The 22,135-nt window shown below is 66.3% G+C and carries 17 protein-coding genes; 11 read left to right on the forward strand and 6 right to left on the reverse strand.

All coding sequences use genetic code 11. The features are described from left to right. Nucleotides 1–65: 65 nt before the first annotated feature. From ASD68_RS15275 to ASD68_RS15290, 4 genes are read left to right on the forward strand one after another with little or no spacing between them, the layout of a single operon-like run. Nucleotides 66–3,686, forward strand: coding sequence for a response regulator (locus tag ASD68_RS15275; RefSeq protein ID WP_056608294.1), 3,621 nt, complete (start codon nt 66–68; stop codon nt 3,684–3,686). After that, nucleotides 3,683–4,561, forward strand: a complete 879-nt coding sequence (locus tag ASD68_RS15280; RefSeq protein WP_056085377.1) for a protein-glutamate O-methyltransferase CheR — start codon at nt 3,683–3,685, stop codon at nt 4,559–4,561. The genes ASD68_RS15275 and ASD68_RS15280 overlap by 4 nt, the downstream gene beginning before the upstream one ends. Then, nucleotides 4,548–5,114: a chemotaxis protein CheB gene (locus ASD68_RS15285; RefSeq protein ID WP_056608296.1), complete on the forward strand. Its 567-nt coding sequence runs from the start codon at nt 4,548–4,550 to the stop codon at nt 5,112–5,114. The genes ASD68_RS15280 and ASD68_RS15285 overlap by 14 nt, the downstream gene beginning before the upstream one ends. Then, nucleotides 5,111–6,109 carry a diguanylate cyclase gene (locus ASD68_RS15290; RefSeq protein ID WP_235578763.1) on the forward strand — a complete coding sequence of 333 codons (999 nt, stop codon included), beginning with the start codon at nt 5,111–5,113 and terminating at the stop codon, nt 6,107–6,109. The genes ASD68_RS15285 and ASD68_RS15290 overlap by 4 nt, the downstream gene beginning before the upstream one ends. A 60-nt stretch (nt 6,110–6,169) precedes the next feature. Here the strand turns inward: ASD68_RS15290 and ASD68_RS15295 are convergent, their stop codons facing one another. Next, nucleotides 6,170–8,662, reverse strand: coding sequence for an acyl-CoA dehydrogenase (locus tag ASD68_RS15295; protein ID WP_056608300.1), 2,493 nt, complete (start codon nt 8,660–8,662; stop codon nt 6,170–6,172). A gap of 4 nt (nt 8,663–8,666) precedes the next feature. Then, nucleotides 8,667–9,572, reverse strand: coding sequence for an alpha/beta hydrolase (locus tag ASD68_RS15300; protein ID WP_056608303.1), 906 nt, complete (start codon nt 9,570–9,572; stop codon nt 8,667–8,669). 109 nt (nt 9,573–9,681) lie between these two features. On the opposite strand from ASD68_RS15300, the gene ASD68_RS15305 reads away from it, so the two are divergent. From ASD68_RS15305 to ASD68_RS15320, 4 genes are all read left to right on the forward strand, one after another. After that, nucleotides 9,682–10,260, forward strand: a complete 579-nt coding sequence (locus ASD68_RS15305; protein WP_007080640.1) for a TetR/AcrR family transcriptional regulator — start codon at nt 9,682–9,684, stop codon at nt 10,258–10,260. A gap of 93 nt (nt 10,261–10,353) precedes the next feature. Beyond that, complete coding sequence (locus ASD68_RS15310; RefSeq protein WP_056085592.1) at nt 10,354–10,899, forward strand: sigma-70 family RNA polymerase sigma factor; 546 nt, start codon at nt 10,354–10,356, stop codon at nt 10,897–10,899. After that, nucleotides 10,896–11,339, forward strand: a complete 444-nt coding sequence (locus ASD68_RS15315) for a hypothetical protein (RefSeq protein ID WP_056608306.1) — start codon at nt 10,896–10,898, stop codon at nt 11,337–11,339. Before ASD68_RS15310 ends, ASD68_RS15315 begins: the two co-directional genes overlap by 4 nt. A gap of 16 nt (nt 11,340–11,355) precedes the next feature. Continuing rightward, nucleotides 11,356–12,258, forward strand: a complete 903-nt coding sequence (locus tag ASD68_RS15320) for a DUF4097 family beta strand repeat-containing protein (protein ID WP_056085593.1) — start codon at nt 11,356–11,358, stop codon at nt 12,256–12,258. 75 nt (nt 12,259–12,333) lie between these two features. Here the strand turns inward: ASD68_RS15320 and ASD68_RS15325 are convergent, their stop codons facing one another. Continuing rightward, nucleotides 12,334–13,224, reverse strand: a complete 891-nt coding sequence (locus ASD68_RS15325) for a hypothetical protein (protein WP_056085385.1) — start codon at nt 13,222–13,224, stop codon at nt 12,334–12,336. 241 nt (nt 13,225–13,465) lie between these two features. Here ASD68_RS15325 and ASD68_RS15330 point away from each other — a divergent pair, with 241 nt between their 5' ends. Beyond that, nucleotides 13,466–16,366, forward strand: coding sequence for an EAL domain-containing protein (locus ASD68_RS15330; RefSeq protein WP_056085387.1), 2,901 nt, complete (start codon nt 13,466–13,468; stop codon nt 16,364–16,366). A gap of 24 nt (nt 16,367–16,390) precedes the next feature. On the opposite strand, the gene ASD68_RS15335 is transcribed toward ASD68_RS15330, so the two are convergent. Further along, the gene (locus ASD68_RS15335; protein ID WP_056608309.1) at nt 16,391–17,290 is read right to left on the reverse strand and encodes an Hsp33 family molecular chaperone HslO; all 900 of its coding nucleotides are present in this window, start codon (nt 17,288–17,290) and stop codon (nt 16,391–16,393) included. 180 nt (nt 17,291–17,470) lie between these two features. Between ASD68_RS15335 and mtgA the strand changes: the two genes are divergently transcribed. Then, a complete protein-coding gene (mtgA, locus tag ASD68_RS15340; protein WP_235578774.1) occupies nt 17,471–18,202 on the forward strand; it encodes a monofunctional biosynthetic peptidoglycan transglycosylase in 732 nt (243 codons plus the stop codon). 86 nt (nt 18,203–18,288) lie between these two features. After that, nucleotides 18,289–18,717: a CBS domain-containing protein gene (locus ASD68_RS15345; protein ID WP_007080632.1), complete on the forward strand. Its 429-nt coding sequence runs from the start codon at nt 18,289–18,291 to the stop codon at nt 18,715–18,717. Between the two features lie 56 nt (nt 18,718–18,773). Here the strand turns inward: ASD68_RS15345 and ASD68_RS15350 are convergent, their stop codons facing one another. Beyond that, complete coding sequence (locus ASD68_RS15350; protein ID WP_082546120.1) at nt 18,774–20,081, reverse strand: MFS transporter; 1,308 nt, start codon at nt 20,079–20,081, stop codon at nt 18,774–18,776. A 133-nt stretch (nt 20,082–20,214) separates the two neighbouring features. After that, nucleotides 20,215–22,098, reverse strand: a complete 1,884-nt coding sequence (locus ASD68_RS15355) for a M48 family metallopeptidase (RefSeq protein ID WP_056608315.1) — start codon at nt 22,096–22,098, stop codon at nt 20,215–20,217. Nucleotides 22,099–22,135 lie beyond the last annotated feature (37 nt).

Raw genomic sequence — 22,135 nt, forward strand, 5'->3', positions numbered from 1 at the left:
TCGGATCCACCTGCGAAACACGAGGTGGGGCGCGGGGGACGTCCTTCCAGACGGCGGGTGGGGGCATGCAGACAAGATCACGAAATCGATGGCTGACCCGGCTTCCGGGCCAGAAGAAAATCCTGCTGGCGGTGGTTCCGCTGCTGGGCCTGTTCATGCTGACCAGCGTGGTGACCCTGGGTGCGCTGCAACGCCAGGAAATCACCCGCAGCTGGGCAAAGCACACCTACGAGGTCCGATTGGCCATTGCCGACACGCAACAGGCCAGCCAGGCCATGGCGACCGGTGCCCGCGGCTACGCCCTGTCTGCAACGCCGGCCGACCTGACCACCTTCAAGACCGGCCGCAGCCAGTTCGACGAAAACCTCGCGCGGTTGCGTGACCTGGTTGCCGACAACCCGCTGCAACAAGGCCGTGTCGATCAGCTGCAGACGGTCGGGACGCAATGGGCGAATGGCCTGAACCAGACCATGGACGCCATGACCGCCGCCGGGCCGGCCGACGCCGACGCAAACTGGCACCGGCTTGCGGCCGAGCGGCTCGCGTCGCATGCCGCGCAGGCAAGCACCGTCGCCAACCTGCTCGGGCGGATGTCCGAGACCGAGCAAAAGCTGCTGGAGCAGCGGCATCACGGCCTCGTCGGCGCGCTGGACAAGCTGCGCATCTTCACCCTGCTGGCGGCGCTGGCCGGCGTACTGTTCGGCCTGTATGTCATACGCCTGACCAACCGGCTGATCATCCTGCCGGTATTGCAGATCACGCGGCAGATGAATCGCGTGGCCTCCGGCGACACCTCGATGACGGTGACGCGACTGAGCCGCCCCGACGAAATAGGCGAGCTGTCGCGGGCGCTGCAAGTGTTCAAGCAGATGGTGATCGCCACCACCGACCAGGACTGGGTGAAATCGCATCTCGCCACGATCGCCCAGGACCTGCAGAAAGCCACCACCTACCGGGATTTCGGCCAGTCGCTGACCAGCCATCTGGCACCACTGCTGAAGACCGGCGTGGCGATGTACTACACCCACGACGCGCGCCACGAGCGGCTCGAATTGCGCGGCGCCTACGGCCTGCACGCATCGTCCGATCCCATCCAGACTTATGCCTCCGGTGACGGCCTGGTGGGCCAGTGCCTGCAGGAGCGCGCGCCGATCGTGCTCGATCGGGTACCCGAGACTTACGTGCGGGTGCATTCGGCCAGTGGCGAAGCCTTGCCTTCGCACGTGATGATCCAGCCCATCCTGTACCGCGGCCAGGTCACCGGCGTACTGGAGCTGGCCGGCTTCGAGCCGATCACCGGCTCGCCGATGGAGTTGCTGACCGAACTGCTGCCGCTGATTGCGCTGACCCAGGAAAACCTCAGCCGCGCCATCAACACGCAGGAGCTGCTGGAACGCAGCCAGCAGCAGGCCGACGATTTGCGCGCGTCGGAATTGCTGATGCGCCAGCAAAAGGAAGTACTGCGCCAGAGCAACGAGGCGCTGCACATCAAGACGCTGGAGCTGGAAGAGCAATCGCAGCGGCTGACCGTGTCCGAAGAGGAACTGCGGGTGCAGGCGGAGGAGCTGCAGGCGTCGAACGAGGAACTGCGCGACAAGACCGACAGCCTGAACCGGCAGCGCCAGGTGCTGGAAGACCTGCAACTGGATACCGAGCACAAGGCCGAGGAACTGGCCCGCGCCAGCCAATACAAGTCCGATTTCCTGGCCAACATGTCGCACGAGTTGCGCACGCCGCTGAACAGCCTGCTGATCCTGTCGCGCAGCCTGGCCGACAACGACACCGGCAACCTGGATGCGGAGCAGATCGAGTCGGCGCGCATCATCCACGACGCCGGCAGCAACCTGCTGCGGCTGATCAACGACATCCTGGATCTGTCCAAGATCGAAGCGGGCAAGATGGAGCTGGTCATCGACGACCTGCCGCTGGCCGACTTCGAACGCTCCCTGCGGCGCACCTTCAGTCACGTGGCGCAGGAGAAGAAGCTCGATTTCGACGTCACCATCGACGCCGACCTTCCGGCCGTGCTGCGCACCGACGGCGCCCGGCTGGAGCAGGTCGCCAACAACCTGATCGGCAACGCGTTCAAGTTCACCGTGAGCGGCGGCGTCAGCATCCGCATCGGGCGGCCCGACCCCGCCCTTGGGCTGTCGGAAAAATTCGCCGGCCAGCCACTGCTGGCCATCAGCGTCATCGACACCGGCATCGGCATTCCCAGCGAAAAATTCGAACACATCTTCCACGCCTTCGAACAGGTCGACGCCAGCACCAGCCGCCAATACGGCGGCACCGGCCTGGGCCTGGCCATCTGCCTGCGCATTGTCGAGCTGCTGGGTGGCGACATCGTGCTGCAAAGCGAAACCGGCAAGGGCAGCGTGTTCACCGTGGTGTTGCCGGAGCGGCCGCCGGAGCTGGCGGCCATGCCGGGCGATTCGACGTCGCCGACACCGTGGACGCCGGCGCCGCAGCCGCAACTGCCGACCTTGCGGTCCGAAGCGATCGAGGACGACCGGCATCACCTGGTACCGGGCCGGACCACGATCCTGGTGATCGAGGACGACCCCGCCTTCGCGCGCATCCTGACCGACATGATCCATCGCAAGGGCTACCAGGTACTGGCGGCCGCCGATGGTGAAACCGGCCTGGCGCTGGCGCACGAATACGCACCGACCGGCATCCTGCTCGACGTGATGCTGCCGGGGATGGACGGCTGGACGGTGATCGAGCGCCTGAAGGCCGACGAGGCCACCCGCCATCTGCCAGTGCATTTCATCTCCGCCTCCGGCGATGCCAACCGCGGCCGCGAGATGGGCGCCGTGGGGTTCCTCACCAAGCCGGTGAGCCGCGAAGCGATCGGCGCGGCGTTCGAGCGCCTGCTGCATTTTGCCGAGGGCCGTACGCGGCATCTGCTGATCGTGGATGACGACCGCGACTCCCGCACCGCGGTGCGCACCATGCTGCATCGCGACGACCTGGATATCGACGAGGCCGAATCCGCCGAGGACGCGTTGGAGAAGGCCAGCCACACCCGCTACGACTGCATCGTGCTCGACCTGGGCCTGCCCGGCATGTCGGGCGTGGAGATGCTGCAGCACATGGCCGACAGCGACAGCGGCGTGCCGCCGGTGGTCATCTATTCCGGGCGCGAACTCGATCGCGAGGAGAGCCGCAAGCTGCGCCAGTACACCGACTCCATCGTGGTCAAGGGCGCGCGTTCGCCCGAGCGCCTGCTGGATGAAGTCAGCCTGTTCCTGCACAGCATCCAGCACAACGGCCACCGCTCCAGCGCGAAAGCGCCGGTCGGCGACGAGTTGAAAGGCCACAGCGTATTGCTGGTGGACGACGACATGCGCAACCTCTTCGCCTTGTCCAAGGTGCTGCGCGGCTGGGGCCTGCTGGCCACGATGGCGCAGGATGGCGAGAAGGCCCTGAAGACGCTGGCGGAGAACCCGCCACCCGACATCGTGTTGATGGACATCATGATGCCGGGCATGGATGGCTACGAGACGATACGGGCGATCCGCGCCCAGCCTGCGTTGGCGCAGTTGCCGATCATCGCGCTCACCGCCAAGGCGATGCGCGGCGATCGCGAGAAATGCATCGAGGCCGGTGCCAGCGATTACCTTTCCAAGCCGATCGATATCGACAAGCTCGGTTCGATGATTCGCGTGTGGCTGCCGCAATGAACCCGGTCGCGTTGAATCTGTCCGGCATCGACCCCGAACTCGACGACATCGAGTTGAACCTGTTCGTGAGCGCGATGCGCCAGCGCCACGGTTACGATTTCGCGCAATACGCACCCGCCTCGCTGAAGCGGCGCGTCTATCAGCTGGTCGAGCAGCACCACACCACCAACATCAGCACGCTGACCGGGCGTCTGCTGCACGACCCCACCTTCCTGCCGCAGGTGCTGGAGGGGTTGTCGGTGCCGGTCTCGGACATGTTCCGCGATCCGCCCGTGTTTCGCGCGTTGCGCGAACAGGTGCTGCCTGCGCTGTCGGTACATCCGCGCATCACGATCTGGCAGGCGGGCTGCGCCCGCGGGCAAGAAATCTACTCTCTGGCGATCCTGCTGGAAGAAGCCGGGCTGTACGACCGTTGCCAGATCTACGCCACTGACTTCAACGACGCCGCGCTGCGCCAGGCACGCGAAGGCATCTATCCGGCGCGGGAGGCGCAGGCGTGGTCGCGCAACTACCAGGCGGCCGGCGGAACCTGCTCGCTGGCCGACTATTACAGCGCGCGCTACGACTTCATCAAACTCGATCAGCGCCTGCGCCGCAACGTGGTTTTCGCCGACCACAATCTGGTCACCGACGCGGTGTTCTGCGAGGCGCAGCTGGTGCTCTGCCGCAACGTGCTGATCTACTTTTCCAACCCGCTGCAGAATCGCGTGCTGGCGATGTTCCGCGACAGCCTGCTGCCGGGTGGCTTCCTGTGCCTCGGCCTGCGCGAGAACCTGGCGCTGGCGCCCGCCGCACGCGACTTCGAGGCTCTGGACAGCTCGCTGCGCCTGTTCCGCCGTTGCCCCGAGCCGGTTCACGATCATGAAGGCGGTTGAAACCATCGTCATCGGTTGCTCCACCGGCGGGCCGGGCGCGCTCGCGCGACTGCTCGGGGCGCTCGACCATCGGCTGCCGGCATCCGTCGTCGTGTGCAGCCACGCCGCCAGCAGCCCTCACATCTTGTGCCAGCTGCTGGCGCAGCACAGCACCCTGCCGGTGATCGAGGCTTGCGAACGCGAGCCGGTGCGTGGCGGTATGGTTCAGGTGGCGCCGCCTGATTACCATTTGCTGATCGAGCGCGGCCGCCGATTCGCGTTGTCGATCGATGAACCCGTCGGCTTCTCGCGGCCCTCGATCGACGTATTGTTCGGCAGCGCCGCCGAAGCCTACGGCGCAGGCCTGATCGCTGTAATACTGACCGGCGCCAACGCCGACGGCGCGGCGGGCCTGGCGTGCGTGCGGCGCGCGGGCGGCGTCGCCATCGTGCAGCAGCCCGACGACGCTGCAGCGCCCGCCATGCCGCGGGCGGCACTGGAACTGGCGGGCGCCGACCATTGCCTGGCGCTGGATGAAATGGCTCCCCTGATCAACCGGTTGTGCATGACGTGAACACGGCGATATCCCCGAAAATCCTGGTGGTGGACGACACCCCGGCCAACCTGGTCGCCATGCGCCGCCTGCTGGCGCGCTGCGGCGCCCAGTTGCTGGAGGCCGGCAGCGGCAACGAGGCGCTGGCCTTGTGCCTGGACCACGATTTCGCGCTGATCCTGCTCGACGTGAACATGCCGGACATGGACGGCTTCGAAGTGGCCGCGCTGCTCAGCGAGACCGAGCAGATGCGCGACACGCCGATCATCTTCGTCACCGCCGCCTACGCGGACGATCTCAATCGCCTCAAGGGCTACCGCTCCGGCGCGGTCGACTACATCGCCAAGCCGATCAACGATGCGATCCTGCAGTCGAAGGTGCGGGTATTCCTCGACCTCTATTCCGCCCGCGTGCAGTTGCAGCAGGCGATGGACGAGCTGACCGAACGCAACCAGCAGTTGCAGGTGGAAATCACCGAGCGCAAGCGGGTCGAGGCGCAGGTGCGACACCAGGCCACCCACGACATGCTCACCGGCCTGCCCAACCGCGTGCTGTTCCACGACCGCCTGCAGACCGCCATGCAACGAGGCTCGCGCCAGCACCACCCGTTCGCGCTGGCGTTGATGGACATCGACGGGTTCAAGGCGGTAAACGATACCTACGGACACCCCGCCGGTGATGCACTGCTGCAGGCGATCGGCATGCGCCTGCGCGGGCACCTGCGCTCCAACGACACCGTGGCGCGCCTGGGCGGCGACGAGTTTGCGCTGATCCTGGAGGACGTCACCGACGTGGCGCCAATCCTGGAACGCTGCCAGCAAGTGTGCGACCTGCTGGCCCGACCGTATCCGCTGGAAGGCCGCCACGGCCCCTTCGAGGCGAACATCAGCGCCAGCATCGGCATCGCGCTGTGGGAGGAAAAGGCGGACGACGAGGAGCTGATCCAGGCTGCCGATCGCGCGCTTTACCGGGCCAAGGACGGCGGCCGCAACCGCTGCGCGATGGCAACGGACTGAACGCGTTAAAGAGACGGCGCGGCCATGCTGCAATGGCCGCGCCTTGCCTCATGGCGAAGATCAGGCCGTGCCGTTTTCAGCCTCGCTCCCGGCCGCGGCCTGCTGCCCGCGGTCGGCCCGGGTCACCTTGGCGCGCAATTCGGACGTATCGAAGTCGTCCACCGAGATGAACTCGAACACGCCTTCGCGCACCCGCTTCAGCAACTCCAGTTCGGCCGTCGAAATGACGCCCTGATCCAGCGCCTCGTGCAGCTGGCCGACATAGTCGTGCGACTTGAACTGACCCGCCTTCTGCGCCTTGCCGAACTTCCGCTCGACCGGCTCGGCAGCAATCACCTGGGGCAGCAAGGCTTCCATGCGGCCGACGGTGTTGTTCGGCGTGGGCGTCAGGTAGATCCATTCCAGCAGGCGGTCGCGCGCCTCGCCCGGCGCCGTGATGATCGCCGCCACCCGGCGCCCCAGCCGGTCGGACGGCGGCACTTCGCGCCGGCCGAACGGAAACACCAGCACGCGCAGCATCCACGCTACCGGCCGCACCGGGAAGTTGCGGATCACGCCGTCCAGCGCCATCTGCATCCGCCACACGCACTCGTGAAACGCCCAAGCCAGCAGCGGCCGATCGGCCTCGGGCCGGCCGTTGTCCTCGTAGCGTTTCAGCATGGCGCTGGCGATGTACAGATAGCTCAGCACGTCGCCCAACCGCGCCGACAGCTTTTCCTTGAACTTGAGCTTGCCGCCCAGCACGCCCATGGCCACGTCGGCGCACAACGCCAGCGCGGCGGAATAGCGGTTGAGCTTGCGGTAATAGCGGCGCGTGTAGGCATCGCCGGCAGCCTCGCCAATGGCCGATCCGGTCAAGCCAAGCACCAGGCTGCGCACGGCATTGGAGATGCCGAAACCGATATGGCCGAACAGGGCCCGATCGAACACGCGCAGTTGCTCGCCACGGTCGGCGATCGAGAGCGCCTGCATTTCCTTCAACACGTAGGGATGGCAGCGGATCGCACCCTGGCCGAAGATCATCAGGCTGCGCGTCATGATGTTGGCGCCTTCCACCGTGATCGCGATCGGCACGCTGGCCCAACCGCGGCCGGCGTAGTTCTTCGGCCCCAATTGCACGGCCTTGCCGCCGTGCACGTCCATGGTGTCGCTGGCGACCTGGCGCGCCCATTCGGTGGCGTGGTATTTGGCGATGGCCGATGTCACCGCCGGCTTCTCACCGCGATCGACCGCCGCGGCTGTGGCGCGCGACAACGCCGTGGTGGCGTAGGTGAGGCCACCGATGCGCGCCAGCGCTTCCTCCACGCCCTCGAAACGCGCAATGGCCAGGCCGAACTGCTTGCGCATGCGCGCATACGCGCCGGTGGCCGCCGTGGACGTGCGCATCGCGCCGGTGGCGTTGGACGGCAGCGAAATGGCGCGGCCCACCGACAACACCTCAACCAGCATGCGCCAGCCATGGCCGGCCATTTTCGGCCCACCGATCAGCACCGACAGCGGCACGAACACATCCTTGCCGTGCAGCGGGCCATTCTGGAACGGGATGTTCAACGGGAAATGCCGCCGCCCGATTTCCAGGCCCGGCGTGGCGCGCGGCAACAGCGCCAGGGTGATGCCCAGGTCTTCGTTTTCGCCCAGCAGCTTGTCCGGGTCGTACAGCCGGAACGCCAGGCCGACCACGGTGGCGATCGGCGCCAGCGTGATGTAGCGCTTGTCGAAGGTGAGCCGCATGCCCAGCGTCTCGACGCCATCGACCATCTGCTTGCAGACCACGCCATGGTCGGTGATCGAGGTGGCGTCGGAGCCGGCGTACGGACCAGTCAGCGCGAAGCAGGGAATCTCCTCGCCCACCGCCAGCCGCGGCAGGTAATGGTTCTTCTGCTCGTCGCTGCCGTAGTGCAGCAGCAGCTCGGCCGGGCCCAGCGAGTTCGGCACGGCGACGGTGGAAGACACCGTGGCCGAGATGCTGGCCAGCTTCTGCAATACGGCCGAATGCGCCAGCGCGGAAAATTGCAGGCCACCGTACTGCTTCGGGATGATCATGCCGAAGAAGCGGTTCTTCTTGATGAAGTCCCACACTTCCGGCGGCAGGTCGGCCAGCTCGTGGGTGATCTGCCAGTCGTCGATCATCGCGCAGAGTTCTTCCACCGGGCCGTCGAGAAACGCCTGCTCCTCCGCGCTCAGCACCGGCTTCGGCTCACGCAGCAGTTGCGACCAGTCCGGCTTGCCCGAGAACAGTTCGCCCTCGAACCCCACGGTGCCCGCCTCCAGCGCGGTCTGCTCGGTTTCCGAAAGTTTCGGCGTGACCTTGGCGAACATCTTCAGCAGCGGCGCGCTGATCTGCTGGCGGCGGAAACCCACCATCAGCAACGGCACCGCGATCAAGCCCTCGATCACCAGCAGGATCACCATCGTCCACGGTGTTTGCAGCACCAGGCCCACGATCACGGTGGTCACGACCGTGGCGATGGCCCACGTGCGCAGGCTGCTGCGGTGGTAGGCACAGGCACACGACGCGATCAACGCTGCCAGTACGGTCAGTATCACGGTCATCTCACTACCTCATCACGACTTGGGGGTTGCCTGCGGCTTGGCGGGCAACGGGTTGATCAAGACTTTGCACGAAGCGGGCGATTTCGCGGGTGAACGCATCGTTGGCGTCACCCGCAACCATGTGGGTGGCCTGCGGCAATTCCACGTGTTGCACACCCGGCGCCACCTGCAGGAATTCCTCCACCGTGGCACGGGAGACGACGTCGCTGCGGCCACCGGACAGCAACAGCACCGGCACGTCGATATTCGCGGCCGCGGCCAGCAGCCGCGGTTGATGGCGCTCACTCTCGTGCACCATGTCCAGCAGCATCGGGTCCCAGTGCCAGCGTAGCCGGCCGTCGGCGCCCTCCCGCAACAACGGGCGCAATTGCTCACTGCTCTTGCGCTCGCGCCGCTGCGGCAGGTAAGCGGCAATCCGCTCGGCAGCCTCGGCAATGTCGGCAAAACCGTCGGGATACGCCTTCATGAAGGTCACGATGCGGGCAACGCCTTCGGCTTCCCAGCGCGGCGTGATATCCACCAACACCAGGGCGCGATACGGCCGCGGCGAAACCTCGGCGGCGGTGGCCATGCCCAGCAATCCCCCCATCGACGCGCCCACCAGAACCGGTGGCTGGGGTTGTGCGCGGGCAACGCGGACCAGGTCGTCGGCAAACTGTTCGATGCGGTAGCCGCCATCACGGTTGCGCCCGCTGTCGCCATGGCCGCGCTGATCGAAGCTCACGCAGCGACACCCCTGCGCCGCCAGGGCCGCTGCCGTGGTCGTCCAGGCGCCACGTGTCTGGCCGAAGCCGTGCGCGAACAACAAGGTGGGGTTGCCGGCCGGATGGACCGTTTCCACGGCCAGCTTCAGGCCGTCGGCGGCAAGCACGGATGACAGGCGATCGGTGTTTTCGACAGGATTTACCATACGACTGAGTATGGACTGCGGCGCGGGTGAACGTCCAGAGCCTCCGTCAGCAAGCCATGCCTGCGTTTTTTGCCATTACAAAACCCCGCGTCGGGGCTACCATACGCGGATGAATGCGACCAGCAAACCGGAACGAAACCGCCTCTCCGCCGAAGACTGGGAGCTGGCCGCACTGCAATTGATCGCCGAACAGGGCGTGGGCGCCCTGGCGGTGGAAGCGCTGGCACGGCGGCTGGGCGTGACCAAGGGCAGTTTCTACTGGCACTTCCGCACCCGCGAGGCGCTGCTGCAGGCCACGCTGGAACGCTGGGAGCAATATGGCGAGCGCGAGATCATCAGCCAGATCGAGCTGATCGCCGACCCGCGCGAACGCCTGCCCGAGCTGTTCCGCCGGGTGGCGCACGAATTGCAGCCGCACCGGGTTTACGCGGCTTTGCTGAAGGCGCTGGACCACCCGCTGGTGGTACCGGTGATGGCGCGCGTCTCCAGCCGTCGCACCGAGTTTCTGGAAACCGCCTACCGCCAGGCTGGCCTGGCACCGGCCGATGCGCTCAACCGGGCGCGGCTGACCTACGCCGCCTACGTCGGCTTCCTGCAATTGAACTTCACCCTGGGCCTGCCCCGGCTCAGTCACGATGAGTTCGATGCCTATGTCGAGCACATGATCGCCACGCTGATCCCCGCCTGAGCGCATAACCGGCCGACGCGTTCAAACGTTTTCGCAACGCGGCGCATCCATGCTGGCGATATGATCGCTGCCTGCCCCGACCTCGGAAAACCCATGTCGCCCGCGCCGATCGACGCCATCGACACGGACGACGTACACGCGGCCGCCGCCGGTGACCGCCATGCCTTCGAGCGCCTATACCGCCTGCACATCGGCCGGATCTACGGCGCCGTGCATCGGCTGGCCGGCTACGACCACGCACGGGCCGAAGACCTGACCCAGGAGGCCTTCGTGCGCGCCTGGCAGAAGCTGCCCGGCTTTCGCCACGAAAGCGCGTTCGGCACCTGGCTGTACCGGCTCGCCGTCAATGTGGCCTTGATGGATATCCGCGCGCGCGGCGCCGATCCGGTGCGCATGGTCGACGACGACCACCTGCCCGATCTGGGCGAAGCCCCGTTCTGCGCCGCCGAGCGCGACGAGCTGCAACGGGCGATCGGCAAGTTGCCGCCGGGTGCACGCGCGGTGCTGGTCCTGCACGACATCGAAGGCTGGCGACACGAGGATATCGGCCACGAGCTGGGTGTGGCCGTCGGCACCTCGAAGGCACAGTTGCACCGCGCCCGCCTGCTGTTGCGCAACGCTCTGGGAGAGCCGCGATGAACGAATTCGAATGGCGACGCCAACTGCGCGACTTGCGCCAACCCGTAATGCCGCAGCACGACCTTTGGCCGTCCATCGATGCAGCGCTCGATCGGCCTGCTGCCGCCGCTGAAACGACGGCGAAGGCGCCCGGGCGCCGGCCACGCCAGCGGCTCGCCCTGGCCGGCCTGGCAGCCTCGGCCCTGCTGGTCGCCGGCATCGGTTGGCAGCTCTGGCCCATGCGGCACGCACCCGATGTCGTCCGTACCGACGTCGCTGCACCCGTCTGGAAGCCCTCCGACCCCCGCCTCACCGGTGCCGCCGTCGAACTCGCTGCGGCACGGATGGAATTGCAGCAGGCCCTGCAACAGGCGCCATATTCCCCTGCCCTGCGGCGGCTGCTGGAACGCACCCGCCTGCAACAGGCGCAATGGCAGGGGCGGATGCGCGATGCCGGCTGATCACCCAGGAATGACCATGCAAACCACTCGCCTTGTTCCGCTGCTGCTGTGCCTGTGCGTGGGCCAGGCGCTCGCCGGCACACCCATCGACCTGCGCCACGCCGCCAGCGCCCGCACCCATCTCGAGATCAGCAATGTCAAAGGCGCGGTCAGCGTCATCGGCTGGGATCGGCCGGAGCTGCAGGTCAGCGGTGAGTTGGGCGATGGCGCCCAGCCGCTTGCCATCACCGGCCAGGGGCCGACGCTCTCGCTCAAAGTCGAACCCGAAGGCGGTGGCGGCTGGTTCGACTGGGGCCGTGACAAGACGATGGAGCCGACCTCGTTGATCGTGCATCTGCCGCGTTCCGCCTCCGTGGATGTACACGTCGTCAGCGCGACATCGAGCATCGAAGGCATCGACGGCGGCGCCATCGCCGTGAACACGGTCAGCGGCAAAACCCGCATCAATGCCATGACCCCATCACTCAAGGTGGAAAGCGTCAGCGGCAACATCGAGCTGTCCGGCCACGCGCAGGATGCCGAGCTGCAGACCGTCAGTGGTGACATCCTGGCGCCGGTGCTGGGCGGCAAGGTGAAGCTGCAGACCGTGTCCGGCGGGATCGAAGCCGCGGGCGGCCCCTGGCAAAGTTTTTCGCTCAGCACGGTGTCGGGCGATGTCCGCCTGAAAGGGGCTTTGGCCGAAGGTGGCGAGCTGGGCATCGACAGCATGAGCGGCGACGTGCAGTTGCAACTGCCAGCGGCCACCTCCGCAACGCTGCACGCCAGCACGTTTAGCGGGGACTTGCGCAGCGACTTCGGCAAGCCGGATGAAGCCAGCCACGGGCCGGGCAGCAGCCTGGAAACGCGTATCGGCGGTGGTCGCGGCAGTATCACCGTCGAAACATTCAGCGGCGACCTGCGTATTCGCCAGCAGGATTGAGCACCGGATGCGCCGCCCACAAAAATGCCGTCGCGAGGACGGCATGATGCGTGGTGTCACTAACCGAATGACGCCTTACAGATCCTGATGGTATTGCACGTACGGCGTGCGCGACTGATCTGGCTCCGGACCCACCGGCGTGTTCACCGGGTTGCCGGATGACCACAGGTTCTGTGCGCCGATGCTCAACGCACCCTGCCACGGCAGGCGCACGGTCACGCCGAGGTCGATGCTGCTCCAGCGTTGATCCGCGCTCAACGCGCCAGCGTTGCCAGCCAGCGGCTGCATGGTGCGGCCGACCAGGGTGCCGGAAAGCGGGCCGCTGTCCACGCCGAAGCTCAACGCCTTCTGGTCCAGCGTATCGATGCCCAGCAGGTTGCCCGGCAACAGCCGGATACGCCCCACGCTGGCACCCAGGTCGATACCGGTGGTGCTGCCCAGGGCCACGCGGCCGTGTGCGTTCAATTGCTCGCTGCGGTCAAACGCGGACAAGCCATCCACACCCGGCGCCACACCCGGCAGCACGCGCGGCAACACCGTGCGCTGCGGTGCTTCGCTGGCACCCAGACTGAGGCCCACGCTGTAACGTCCGTTGTTGTACGTGGCGCCCACTTCACTGTCGATCAAACGTGCCGGATGGTTGACCCACGAACGCTGGCTGACATCGGCATGCGCCTGCACGCCGGGCGCCAACTGGTACTGAAGGCCGCTGCTGAACACGTTGCCCGGCGCCAAGCCGCGAAACGCTAGCGAGGCCGGCATGGTCGCATCCGAATGACTCGCCCGCAGGCTCAACCACTGACCGTGGTTGTTCCGCCACAGCGGTACGGCCGAGGTGTTTGCGGGACCGACCGCATCCTGCTGCTGCAGCAGGTACTGCGCCTGTGCATCGGCGCCAGGCGCGGACTCGCCCGCCGCCGTAAACGGCAGCAGGGAAATCAGCAACAGGGCGAACAAGCGATACATGGCGTGGCGTCGGCAACTCTATATAACGGCTACGGAGGATCATAGCGTGATTTACGTTTTACTAACAACCGTGAAACACAAAAAACGCAAACCAGCGCACAGCGACATCCCTTGATATCCACGGATAGACCAGGCCCTGACCCGGGGGTTCCCGCCGCTGGAACTGGCGGCCATACTGCTGAACGGATATAAAACCCCTTTCGTCGTTGCTCCGGGATTGGCCGGATTCACAGCAAACCTGATGAGTGCCTCGTTGACCTCCCGTCTGCCCGCGCCCATTCCCCTCCTCGGGGAACACAACCTGTCGCGCCGCGCGTTCGAGCAACTGCTCGAGGCTCCCGACGCGGCCAGCGTCATGGGCATCTGCGAGCTTATGCTGTCGGACCTCGGCATCGACGGTCAACTGTGCTGGCACCCGACGAACGAGCCCGCCAACAGCGCCACATCCGGCGGTATCGACCTGGCCGAAGACAGCCAGACGGCGCGGACACTGACCCTGCTGTCCCACGGGGCGCCGCTGTCCGACGCGGCCAACGCACAACTTGCCTGGCTCGGGCGCATCGCCGACACCCGGCTGCGCCAACTGGCTGAAACCAGCCGCCTCTACGACGCGATCTCGCGGCTGGCGCAGGCGGAGCGGCTGCAGCGGGCGCTTTACGCGATTGCCGAGCAGGCCGGCGCCGAACACGACATGCCCGAACTGATGCGCTCGCTGCACGGCATCCTGGGCAGCCTGATGTATGCGGAAAACTTCTACATCGTGCTGTACGACGTCGCCACCGACAGCATCCGTTTTCCTTATTACGTCGACACGGTGGACGCCGAACCACCCGCGCCCGACGAGCAGATTCCGCTGAGCGACATGCCCAACAGCCTCACCTGGAACCTGCTGCAGGGCGGCCGCCCGCTGATGGGATCGATCGAGGAATTGTCGCAGCAGCTCACCGGCCATTTCGTGCCGGTGGGCCCTTATTGCGAGCACTGGCTCGGCGTGCCGCTGGTGCGCGACGACCGGGTGGTCGGCGGCATCGTGATGCAGAGCTATCGCGCCGATATCCATTACTCGCAGCGCGACCTGGAGCTGCTGAGCTATGTGGCCCAGCACGTGCAGACCGCGCTGGAAAGACACGGCGCCCATCTCGACCTGGAAAAGCGCGTCACCGACCGCACCACCGCCCTGCGCGAAGCCAACCGCGTGCTGCGCCAACAGGTATTGCAGCGCCAGCGCGGCGAACGCCTGCAGGCGGCGCTGTTCCGCATCGCCGAACTGGCCAACGCATCCGAAAGCCTGGAAAACTTCTACGCCGCCGTGCACCGGGCCGTGGGCGGCCTGCTGTACGCGCGAAACTTCTACATCGCTCTGGTCGACGGCGACAAGAAGCAGTTGGTGTTTCCCTACTCGGTCGACGAGATCGACAGCACGCGCCCGCCGCGCACGCACGGGCGTGGCGCCACCGAATACGTATTGCGCCACGGCAAGCCGCTGCTGGTGGACGGCGCCGCCATCGACCAGCTGATCGCCGAAGGCGAGATCGAAAGTTTCGGCACCCGCGCCGTATGCTGGCTCGGCGTGCCGCTGGTGTGGAGCGAAAAAGTGATGGGCGTGCTGGCCGTGCAGAGCTATTCGCCACAGCACACCTATACCGAGCGCGACCAGGAATTGCTCACCTTCGTGAGCTATCACATCGCCACCGCGCTGCAGCGCAAGCACGCCAGCGCCACGCTGAAACAGGCGTACGCCACGCTGGAGCGCCGTGTCACCGAGCGCACCCATGCACTGGCCCTGGCCAACCGCGACCTGCGCGAGCAGATCGCCGAACGCGAGCGCGTCGAGCGCCGGCTGAAATACGAGACCCTGCACGACTCGCTCACCGGCCTGCCCAATCGCACCTTGTTCCTGCAGCGGCTGGAGCAGGCACTGCAACGCAACCTGGCCAACCCGCAGGATCTGTTCGCGGTGCTGTTCATCGACCTGGACCGCTTCAAGGTCATCAACGATTCGGTCGGCCATCTGGTCGGTGATGACCTGCTGTTCCAGGTCGGCGGCCGCGTACGCGCCTGCCTCAAGACCCGCGACGTGGTCGCCCGACTGGGCGGCGATGAGTTCGCGGTACTGCTGGAAGACATGGACGACGCCGCCACCGCCACCCAGGTCGCGGACCGCATCATCAGTGCGTTGCAAACGCCGTTCCGGCTGGGCGTCAAGGAGATATTCACCTCCGCCTCCATCGGCATCGCCCTGCCCGGTGCGCATTACCGCCAGCCGGAGGAGTTGCTGCGCGACGCCGATGCGGCGATGTACAACGCCAAGGACGGTGGCCGCCATCGCTCCGCCGTATTCGATGACCGCCTGCGACGCGAAGCGCTGTCGCTGCTGGATATGGAGGGCGACCTGCGCCACGCACTGGTTCGCAACGAATTCGTGCCGTACTACCAGCCCATCGTGTCACTGGCCGATGGCCGCACCATCGGCTACGAAGCGCTGCTGCGCTGGAACCATCCCGAGCGCGGGCTGCTGCTTCCGGCTGATTTCCTGCTGATTGCCGAGGAGACCGGCTGCGTCGAACTCATCGACTGGCAGATCTTCGAACAGGCTTGCGCGCAGGCCAACCGCCTGGTGGGCGAACACGGCTTCATCAGCATCAACGTGTCCGGCCGGCACTTCCGCACCATCGATACGGACCAGCGCCTGCTGGAGCTGTTCGAGCGATACAACGTCCCCACCTCGCACATCCGCATCGAGGTGACCGAACACACGCTGCTGGAGAATCCCGCGCAGGTCAAACGGATGCTGCAGAACCTGCGCGACCACGGCGCGGGCATCGCGCTGGACGACTTCGGCACGGGCTACTCCTCGCTCAGCTACCTGCACCAGTACCCGTTCGCCACACTGAAGATCGACCGCTCGTTCATCACCGCGCTGCCCACCGACGGCGAAGAAACCCAGGGCCTGGCCGTGGTGCGTGCGATCCAGGCGCTGGCCGATTCGCTGCACATGCAGGTGATCGCCGAGGGTATCGAGGAAGAATCGCAACGGCAGGCGCTGCTGAAGATCGGCTGCCGTTTCGCCCAGGGCTTCCTGTTTGCCCGCCCGCAGCCGGCCGAAGCCTGGAAATCGCTGCAGGCGCCACCCCTCAGCTGAGCACGGCAATCATTGCGACCGCTGTCATTGTGGCGTTTGCGACTGGCCGGGCGCCGCGCTTTCGCTGAGCAGGTGCTCGGCATCGATGCGGTCAAAGTGGTACTGCTGGGCGCAGAACTCGCAGATCACCTCGATTTCGCCATCACGCGCTGCCAATGCCGCCTCCACTTCGTCGCGACCGAGTGAGCGCAGCATCGCGCCGACCCGCTCGCGGCTGCAGGTGCAACCGAACGCCAACGGACGCGGCTCGAACATCCGCACGGACTCCTCGTGGAATAGCCGGTACAGCAACTGCTCCGGTGCCGTGGCCAGCATTTCCGCGCTGCCGAGCGTGGCGGTGAGGTGGGCCACCCGATTCCATGCGTCGTCGTCATGCGCGGCATCGCGGCCGCCTTCGTCCGGCAGCTTCTGCAGCATCAGGCCCACGGCATGTTCGCCATCGGCAGCCAGCACGATCCGCGCGGGCAACTGCTCCGACTGGACGAAGTAATTTTCCAGCGCGCCCGCCAACTCGGCATGCTGCAACGCCACCAGGCCCTGGTAGCGCTGGCCGCGCTCGACACTGCCGATGGTGATGGCCAGCACCGCGTCGCGCAGTGCATCCAGCGCCAGCGTGCGCGGCAGCGGATCGCTCCAGCGGGCCAGGCCGCGCAAGCGCCCCTGATCGGTGCATTCGGCAAACAGCAGGCGCAGGGCGTCCTGACTTTTCAGTTCGATCGACAAGGCGCCATCGAGCTTGATGTTGCCGGTCAGCAGCGCGCTCGCCGCCAGCGTGTGGCCCAGCAACTCGCGCAATGGCGCCGGATAGTCGGCACGCGCGGCCACCTCGCGCCACGCCGGCCCCAGCCGCACCAGCACGCCGCGTACGCCGGCACGCTCAAGCAGGAAACGGTGAAGCACGTCGTCAGTGAAAGCGGTTTCCATGGATGGCGCATCTCTTGGTGGTCAAGCGCTTCAGATGGGGACGCAAGCGCGCGGGAGCAACGCCCGTATACTGAAAGAAACCGGTTTTCGCACCGTGGGTCGGGGAACCGCCAACGCCGCCGCCCGGCACCGCGGCCGCTGACCGCTCTGATTTGGGGTTCCGCACACCGCATGCACAAGATGTTTCATCGCCCGTCACTGAAGACACTGCTGCGTTGGCTGGCCCTGTTCGTCGCGGGATGGATCGCCCTCAGCTGGCTGGCGGTCCTGCTTTTGCGCTTCGTCCCGCCGCTGACTTCAGCCATGATGCTGGAGCGCCAGGTGGGCGCCTGGCTGCATGGCGAAAAGGACTTCACCCTGCACTACCACTGGGTGTCGTGGGAGAAGACATCGCGACAGGTACCGCTGGCCATGGTGGCCGGTGAGGATCAGCGCTTTCCGTACCACCATGGTTTCGATTTCGACGCCATCCAGACCGCACTCGATGCCCACGACGACGGCAAGCGGCTGCGCGGGGCCAGCACAATCAGCCAGCAGACCGCCAAAAATCTTTTTCTGTGGAACGGCCGCAGCTTCGTGCGCAAGGGGCTCGAGGCATATTTCACCGTGCTCATCGAGCTGACCTGGCCCAAGCAACGCATTCTCGAGGTGTACATGAACATCGCCGAGCTGGGCAACGGCATCTACGGTGTGGGCGCTGCCAGCACAGCTTTTTTCCACGTGACGCCTGCCCGGCTCTCGGCGGCGCAATCGGCCCGGCTGGCAGCGGTGTTGCCCAGCCCGCGCCGGTTGCACGCCGACCGCCCCAGCGCCTACGTGTTGCGTCGCGCGCAATGGATCCAGCAACAGATGCGGCAGCTGGGCGGGCCCGGTTACATCGATGGCGATGCACCGGAACGGCCGCCCCACTGAGGTTCACACAACCGCTACACGCGACGCATCCGCGGACGCTAGACTCAACCCAACCGGCCCGCCGGGACCGGCAGGAGATTCCACGCATGCGCCAGGTCAAACATCTGCTGGAAGGCAAAGGCAACAAGATCTTCTCCATCGAGCCCGATGTACCGGTGCTCGAAGCGATCAAGCGTATGGCCGAATACCGCATCGGCGCCCTGATGGTGATGCGTGGCAGCGCGCTGGTCGGCGTGATGTCCGAGCGTGACTACGCGCGCAAGGTACTGCTGCAGGGCCGCTCGTCCTCGCAAACGGCGGTATCGGACATCATGAGCGGCACCCCGATCACGGTGAGCCCGGATACCGACGTGTTCGACTGCATGCGCCTTTGCACCGACAGCCGCATCCGCCACCTGCCGGTGGTGGACGGTGAGCAGGTCGTGGGTGTGATCTCGATCGGCGATCTGGTGAAGGCGGTGATCGACGCGCAGGCCGAAGAGATCGAGCATCTGCAGCGCTATATCACCAGCTAGCGGGGAATCGGGAATGGGGAATCGGGAATGGGGAATCGGTGAACGCCCCGCGGCATTCATGCTGGCGGTGCGTCACGTCCGTCGCGCCGGGCCGAATCTTCCGGGGCAAGGTCGGATGACCAGCCGGCACGGTGCGCCACCACGGTGGCCATGGCGGCGACGCCGGTGCCCAGCAGGGCGAGGCCACCGATACCCCAGCCGAGCGTACGCAGGCCACTCACGGCACTGGTCACCAACACATCGCCGAAACGCCATACCGCGGTCTCGACGAAGTTCTTTCCCTTGTAGCGCGTCTCCCGCGGGACGCGCGTATACAACGCATCCACCGCCGGCTTTGTCATGCCGTAGGCGAAGCCGCGGGTGACCACCAGCATCACCGACAGCATCGGCACCACCGCGCCGAACAGCGTCAGTGAACCGCCGCCCATCCATGCCACGCCGGCCAGCAACACCGTGTTCACCACCGTCGGCACCACCAGCCCCCAGCCTGCACCGCGGCGTATCAGCAACCAGCGCGTGAGTGTCAGCTGCATCACCGCGCCGAGCAGATTGGTGGCCAGATCCAGGTCGTTGTAGAACGCGGTGCGCGCCACGGCATCGGAGAAATGCGCCTTCGCGTAGTCGGCCACCATCGCATAGGCCAGCGTGCCGATACCGTCGCCAAACAGCATCAGCAACGCCATGTAGCGCAAGAACGGTCGCGACCACAGCTCCTTGATGCCAGCCCACAGCGAGCCGCCGATGGCGACGTTGCCAGGATCCCCGGGCAGCTGGTCGTGCCGGGCCGACAGGCGCAGCAGCAGCGCCAGGGCAATGCCCAGCGCCAGCGCCGACACCAGCAGCAAGGGCGCCACACCGATCAGCTGCACCAGCAGCTTGGTCACCAGCGGCCCGAAAACCGCACCCGCCATGCCGCCCAGCGCGATCAGCGAAAACACCCGCCGCGCCTGGCCGCTGTCGAAGATGTCGGCCATGAAGCTCCAGAACAGCGACACCACGAACAGGTTGAACACGCTGGCCCAGACGTAGAACACCAGCCCCAGCGAGCGAGCGCCGATCTGCTGCTGCGCCAGAAAGGCCGGCACGAAGGCCAGCAGGCACAGGATGAAAAAGCTGTAGCTCCAGCCGAGCAGGTGGCGCCGCTGGAAACGCGCCACCAACACGCCGAACACCGGCGTCAGCAACAACATCACCAGGAACACGACGCCGTAGATCAGCGGCAGCGACGCCGAACCCAGCGCGCCGATCAACTGGTCCCTGACCGGCCGGATGATGTAGTACGACGCCATCACGAAGAAGAACGCCAGCGCGGACCATAACGGCGCGGTGGTCGAGTCGACGGCGGGTTGGCGGGACAAACTCACGGATACATCCAGCGTGGGGCGCGGCAAGCCTAGCATGGCGCCTGGCCGGGTCAGTGCAGCATGGAACCCGCCCCATCAACGTCATCAACCAGCACCGCTGCGGTGCGTGTCGAACGGCCGCGCGCGAGCGTCCCTACAGCGGCAGCGGGCAATGCAGGCTGGCGCAGATCACGCGCAGCAACTCCGCTTCCGCGGTGGTGATCACCTCGTCGGCACGGATCGCGTGGACCAGGCCTTGTATCAACAATTCCTTCGCCGGCGGTGACAATTCGTCCAGCTGATCCAGCGCGTTGTCGAATGGTGTCTGCCATGCCGCGGGCGGTGCCTGCCAGGTCACGGCCTGGTTGGGGAAACATGACTGCATCGCCAGCAACCAGGCACGACGCGCCGCGGTTTCGTCGGCATTGCCATAAAGCGCCACCACCGCGCACACCAGCGCCACGCTGTCGCGGCGCGCCGTCAGTTTTCCCGAGCCGTCCAGCGGTGCCTGGCGCGGACGTTGCGCTTCCTGCAGTTGCATCCGCAAAAGCCGGGTCAGGCCATATTCGTTCAGATCGACCTGGCCGTCCGCGCGCACCAGCGCGCCCAAGGTATCCAGCAGGGTTTTCTGCCGTCCTTCGGAAAGCTGCTTCAGGGCCGGGAAGGCCAGCGCCGCCAACGGCAGGCGCGACTCCGGCGCCAGTGACACGACCTCGTGCGTCAGCGCGGTGACCGTGTCGAGCACATCGTCACCGAAGGCGTCGGCCACTTGCCGCTGTTGCAAACGCCGGATCTCGTCCTGCACGGACATCGCCAGCGCGAGCACCACAGCCAACGCGGACTCCGGCTGCCGCGTCGCATCGACCAACACCTGCGGCAGACTTCGCCGCACCGCGCCTGCGCGCTGGAAACCCGGCTGGCCCGCAGCCAGCGCGGCGCCCATCAGCACGGGCAGAGGCGGCACGCCCATACCCGGCGCAGCGGTGGCAGGCGCTGGTGGCGGCGTGGCCAGCGGTGGCGCGGTGGCCGCTTCCATCGCGCTGGCCAATCGGGCCAGCTCCTCTTCACGAAAGCCGGGTTGCAGCGCCAGGATACGATCGAGCAGCGGTGGATGGGTGGCGAACAAGGCATTGAACCGGCCCGCCTCGCCGAACAGCATGTGCGCCACTTCCTGCTTGTTCGCTGCCTGCAGGGTGGAGCCTTCGCTGAGCACGGCGATCTTTTTCAGCGCACCGGCAATGCCATCCGTTTGCCGGGTGAACTGCACGGCCGAGGCATCCGCCAGCGATTCACGCGAACGCGCCACCGCCGCCTGGATCAGGCGCGCGAAAAAGTAACCGATGTAGCCCACCACGATCAGCGCCAGCCCGATCATCCAGACCTGGTTGCCACCACCGTCGCGACGGCTGCTGCGTCCGCCGCCGAACCAGATCACGCGCTGGCCCACGATGGCCAGCACCATGATGCCGAACAGCAGCCCCATGAGGCGGATGTTGAGCCGCATGTCGCCGTTCAACACATGACTGAACTCATGCGCGATCACGCCCTGCAGTTCGTCGCGGCTCAATTGCTCCAGGCAGCCACGGGTCACGCATATCGCGGCGTCGGAGGCCGAGTAACCGGCGGCGAACGCGTTGATACCGGGCTCGTCGGGCATCAGGTAGATGTCCGGTACCGGCACGCCCGCGGCGATCGCCACCTCTTCGATCACGTTGCGCAGCTGGCGCAGCATGGGCTCGCGCGTATCCGGCGGCACCGGCACCGCGCCGAGGCTTTCGGCCACCTTCTTGCCGCCACCAGTCAGGCTCATGATGCGGAACAGCGAGCTGAGGCCGATGCCCATCAGCACCACCACCGTGGTCGTCGCCAGCAAGGGCAGGTTCGACGGCGCGGGGCCGCCATCGACCGGGCGCTGCCCCATGGCGACCCACACCACTGCGTCGATCGCCACCACGATGGCGACCACCGCCAGCGCGAACAGCACGACCAGTCGACGGCTGCTGCCGCGCACGCGCGCCTGTTGCGCAAAGAAATCCATGTGCACTCCGAACCTGGCGCGTCACGGCGGGTGCCGC

Source organism: Rhodanobacter sp. Root627 (assembly GCF_001427835.1).
Taxonomy (GTDB): domain Bacteria; phylum Pseudomonadota; class Gammaproteobacteria; order Xanthomonadales; family Rhodanobacteraceae; genus Rhodanobacter; species Rhodanobacter ginsenosidimutans.

Coding starts and splice junctions, on each gene's coding strand:
- ASD68_RS15300 (WP_056608303.1), bottom strand. CDS start 9,572: ATGGTAAATCCTGTCGAAAACACCGATCGCCTGTCATCCGTGCTTGCC.
- ASD68_RS15310 (WP_056085592.1), top strand. CDS start 10,354: ATGTCGCCCGCGCCGATCGACGCCATCGACACGGACGACGTACACGCG.
- ASD68_RS15355 (WP_056608315.1), bottom strand. CDS start 22,098: ATGGATTTCTTTGCGCAACAGGCGCGCGTGCGCGGCAGCAGCCGTCGA.
- ASD68_RS15320 (WP_056085593.1), top strand. CDS start 11,356: ATGCAAACCACTCGCCTTGTTCCGCTGCTGCTGTGCCTGTGCGTGGGC.
- ASD68_RS15335 (WP_056608309.1), bottom strand. CDS start 17,290: ATGGAAACCGCTTTCACTGACGACGTGCTTCACCGTTTCCTGCTTGAG.
- ASD68_RS15275 (WP_056608294.1), top strand. CDS start 66: ATGCAGACAAGATCACGAAATCGATGGCTGACCCGGCTTCCGGGCCAG.
- ASD68_RS15330 (WP_056085387.1), top strand. CDS start 13,466: ATGAGTGCCTCGTTGACCTCCCGTCTGCCCGCGCCCATTCCCCTCCTC.
- ASD68_RS15325 (WP_056085385.1), bottom strand. CDS start 13,224: ATGTATCGCTTGTTCGCCCTGTTGCTGATTTCCCTGCTGCCGTTTACG.
- ASD68_RS15305 (WP_007080640.1), top strand. CDS start 9,682: ATGAATGCGACCAGCAAACCGGAACGAAACCGCCTCTCCGCCGAAGAC.
- ASD68_RS15285 (WP_056608296.1), top strand. CDS start 4,548: ATGAAGGCGGTTGAAACCATCGTCATCGGTTGCTCCACCGGCGGGCCG.
- ASD68_RS15315 (WP_056608306.1), top strand. CDS start 10,896: ATGAACGAATTCGAATGGCGACGCCAACTGCGCGACTTGCGCCAACCC.
- ASD68_RS15280 (WP_056085377.1), top strand. CDS start 3,683: ATGAACCCGGTCGCGTTGAATCTGTCCGGCATCGACCCCGAACTCGAC.
- ASD68_RS15295 (WP_056608300.1), bottom strand. CDS start 8,662: ATGACCGTGATACTGACCGTACTGGCAGCGTTGATCGCGTCGTGTGCC.
- mtgA (WP_235578774.1), top strand. CDS start 17,471: ATGTTTCATCGCCCGTCACTGAAGACACTGCTGCGTTGGCTGGCCCTG.
- ASD68_RS15345 (WP_007080632.1), top strand. CDS start 18,289: ATGCGCCAGGTCAAACATCTGCTGGAAGGCAAAGGCAACAAGATCTTC.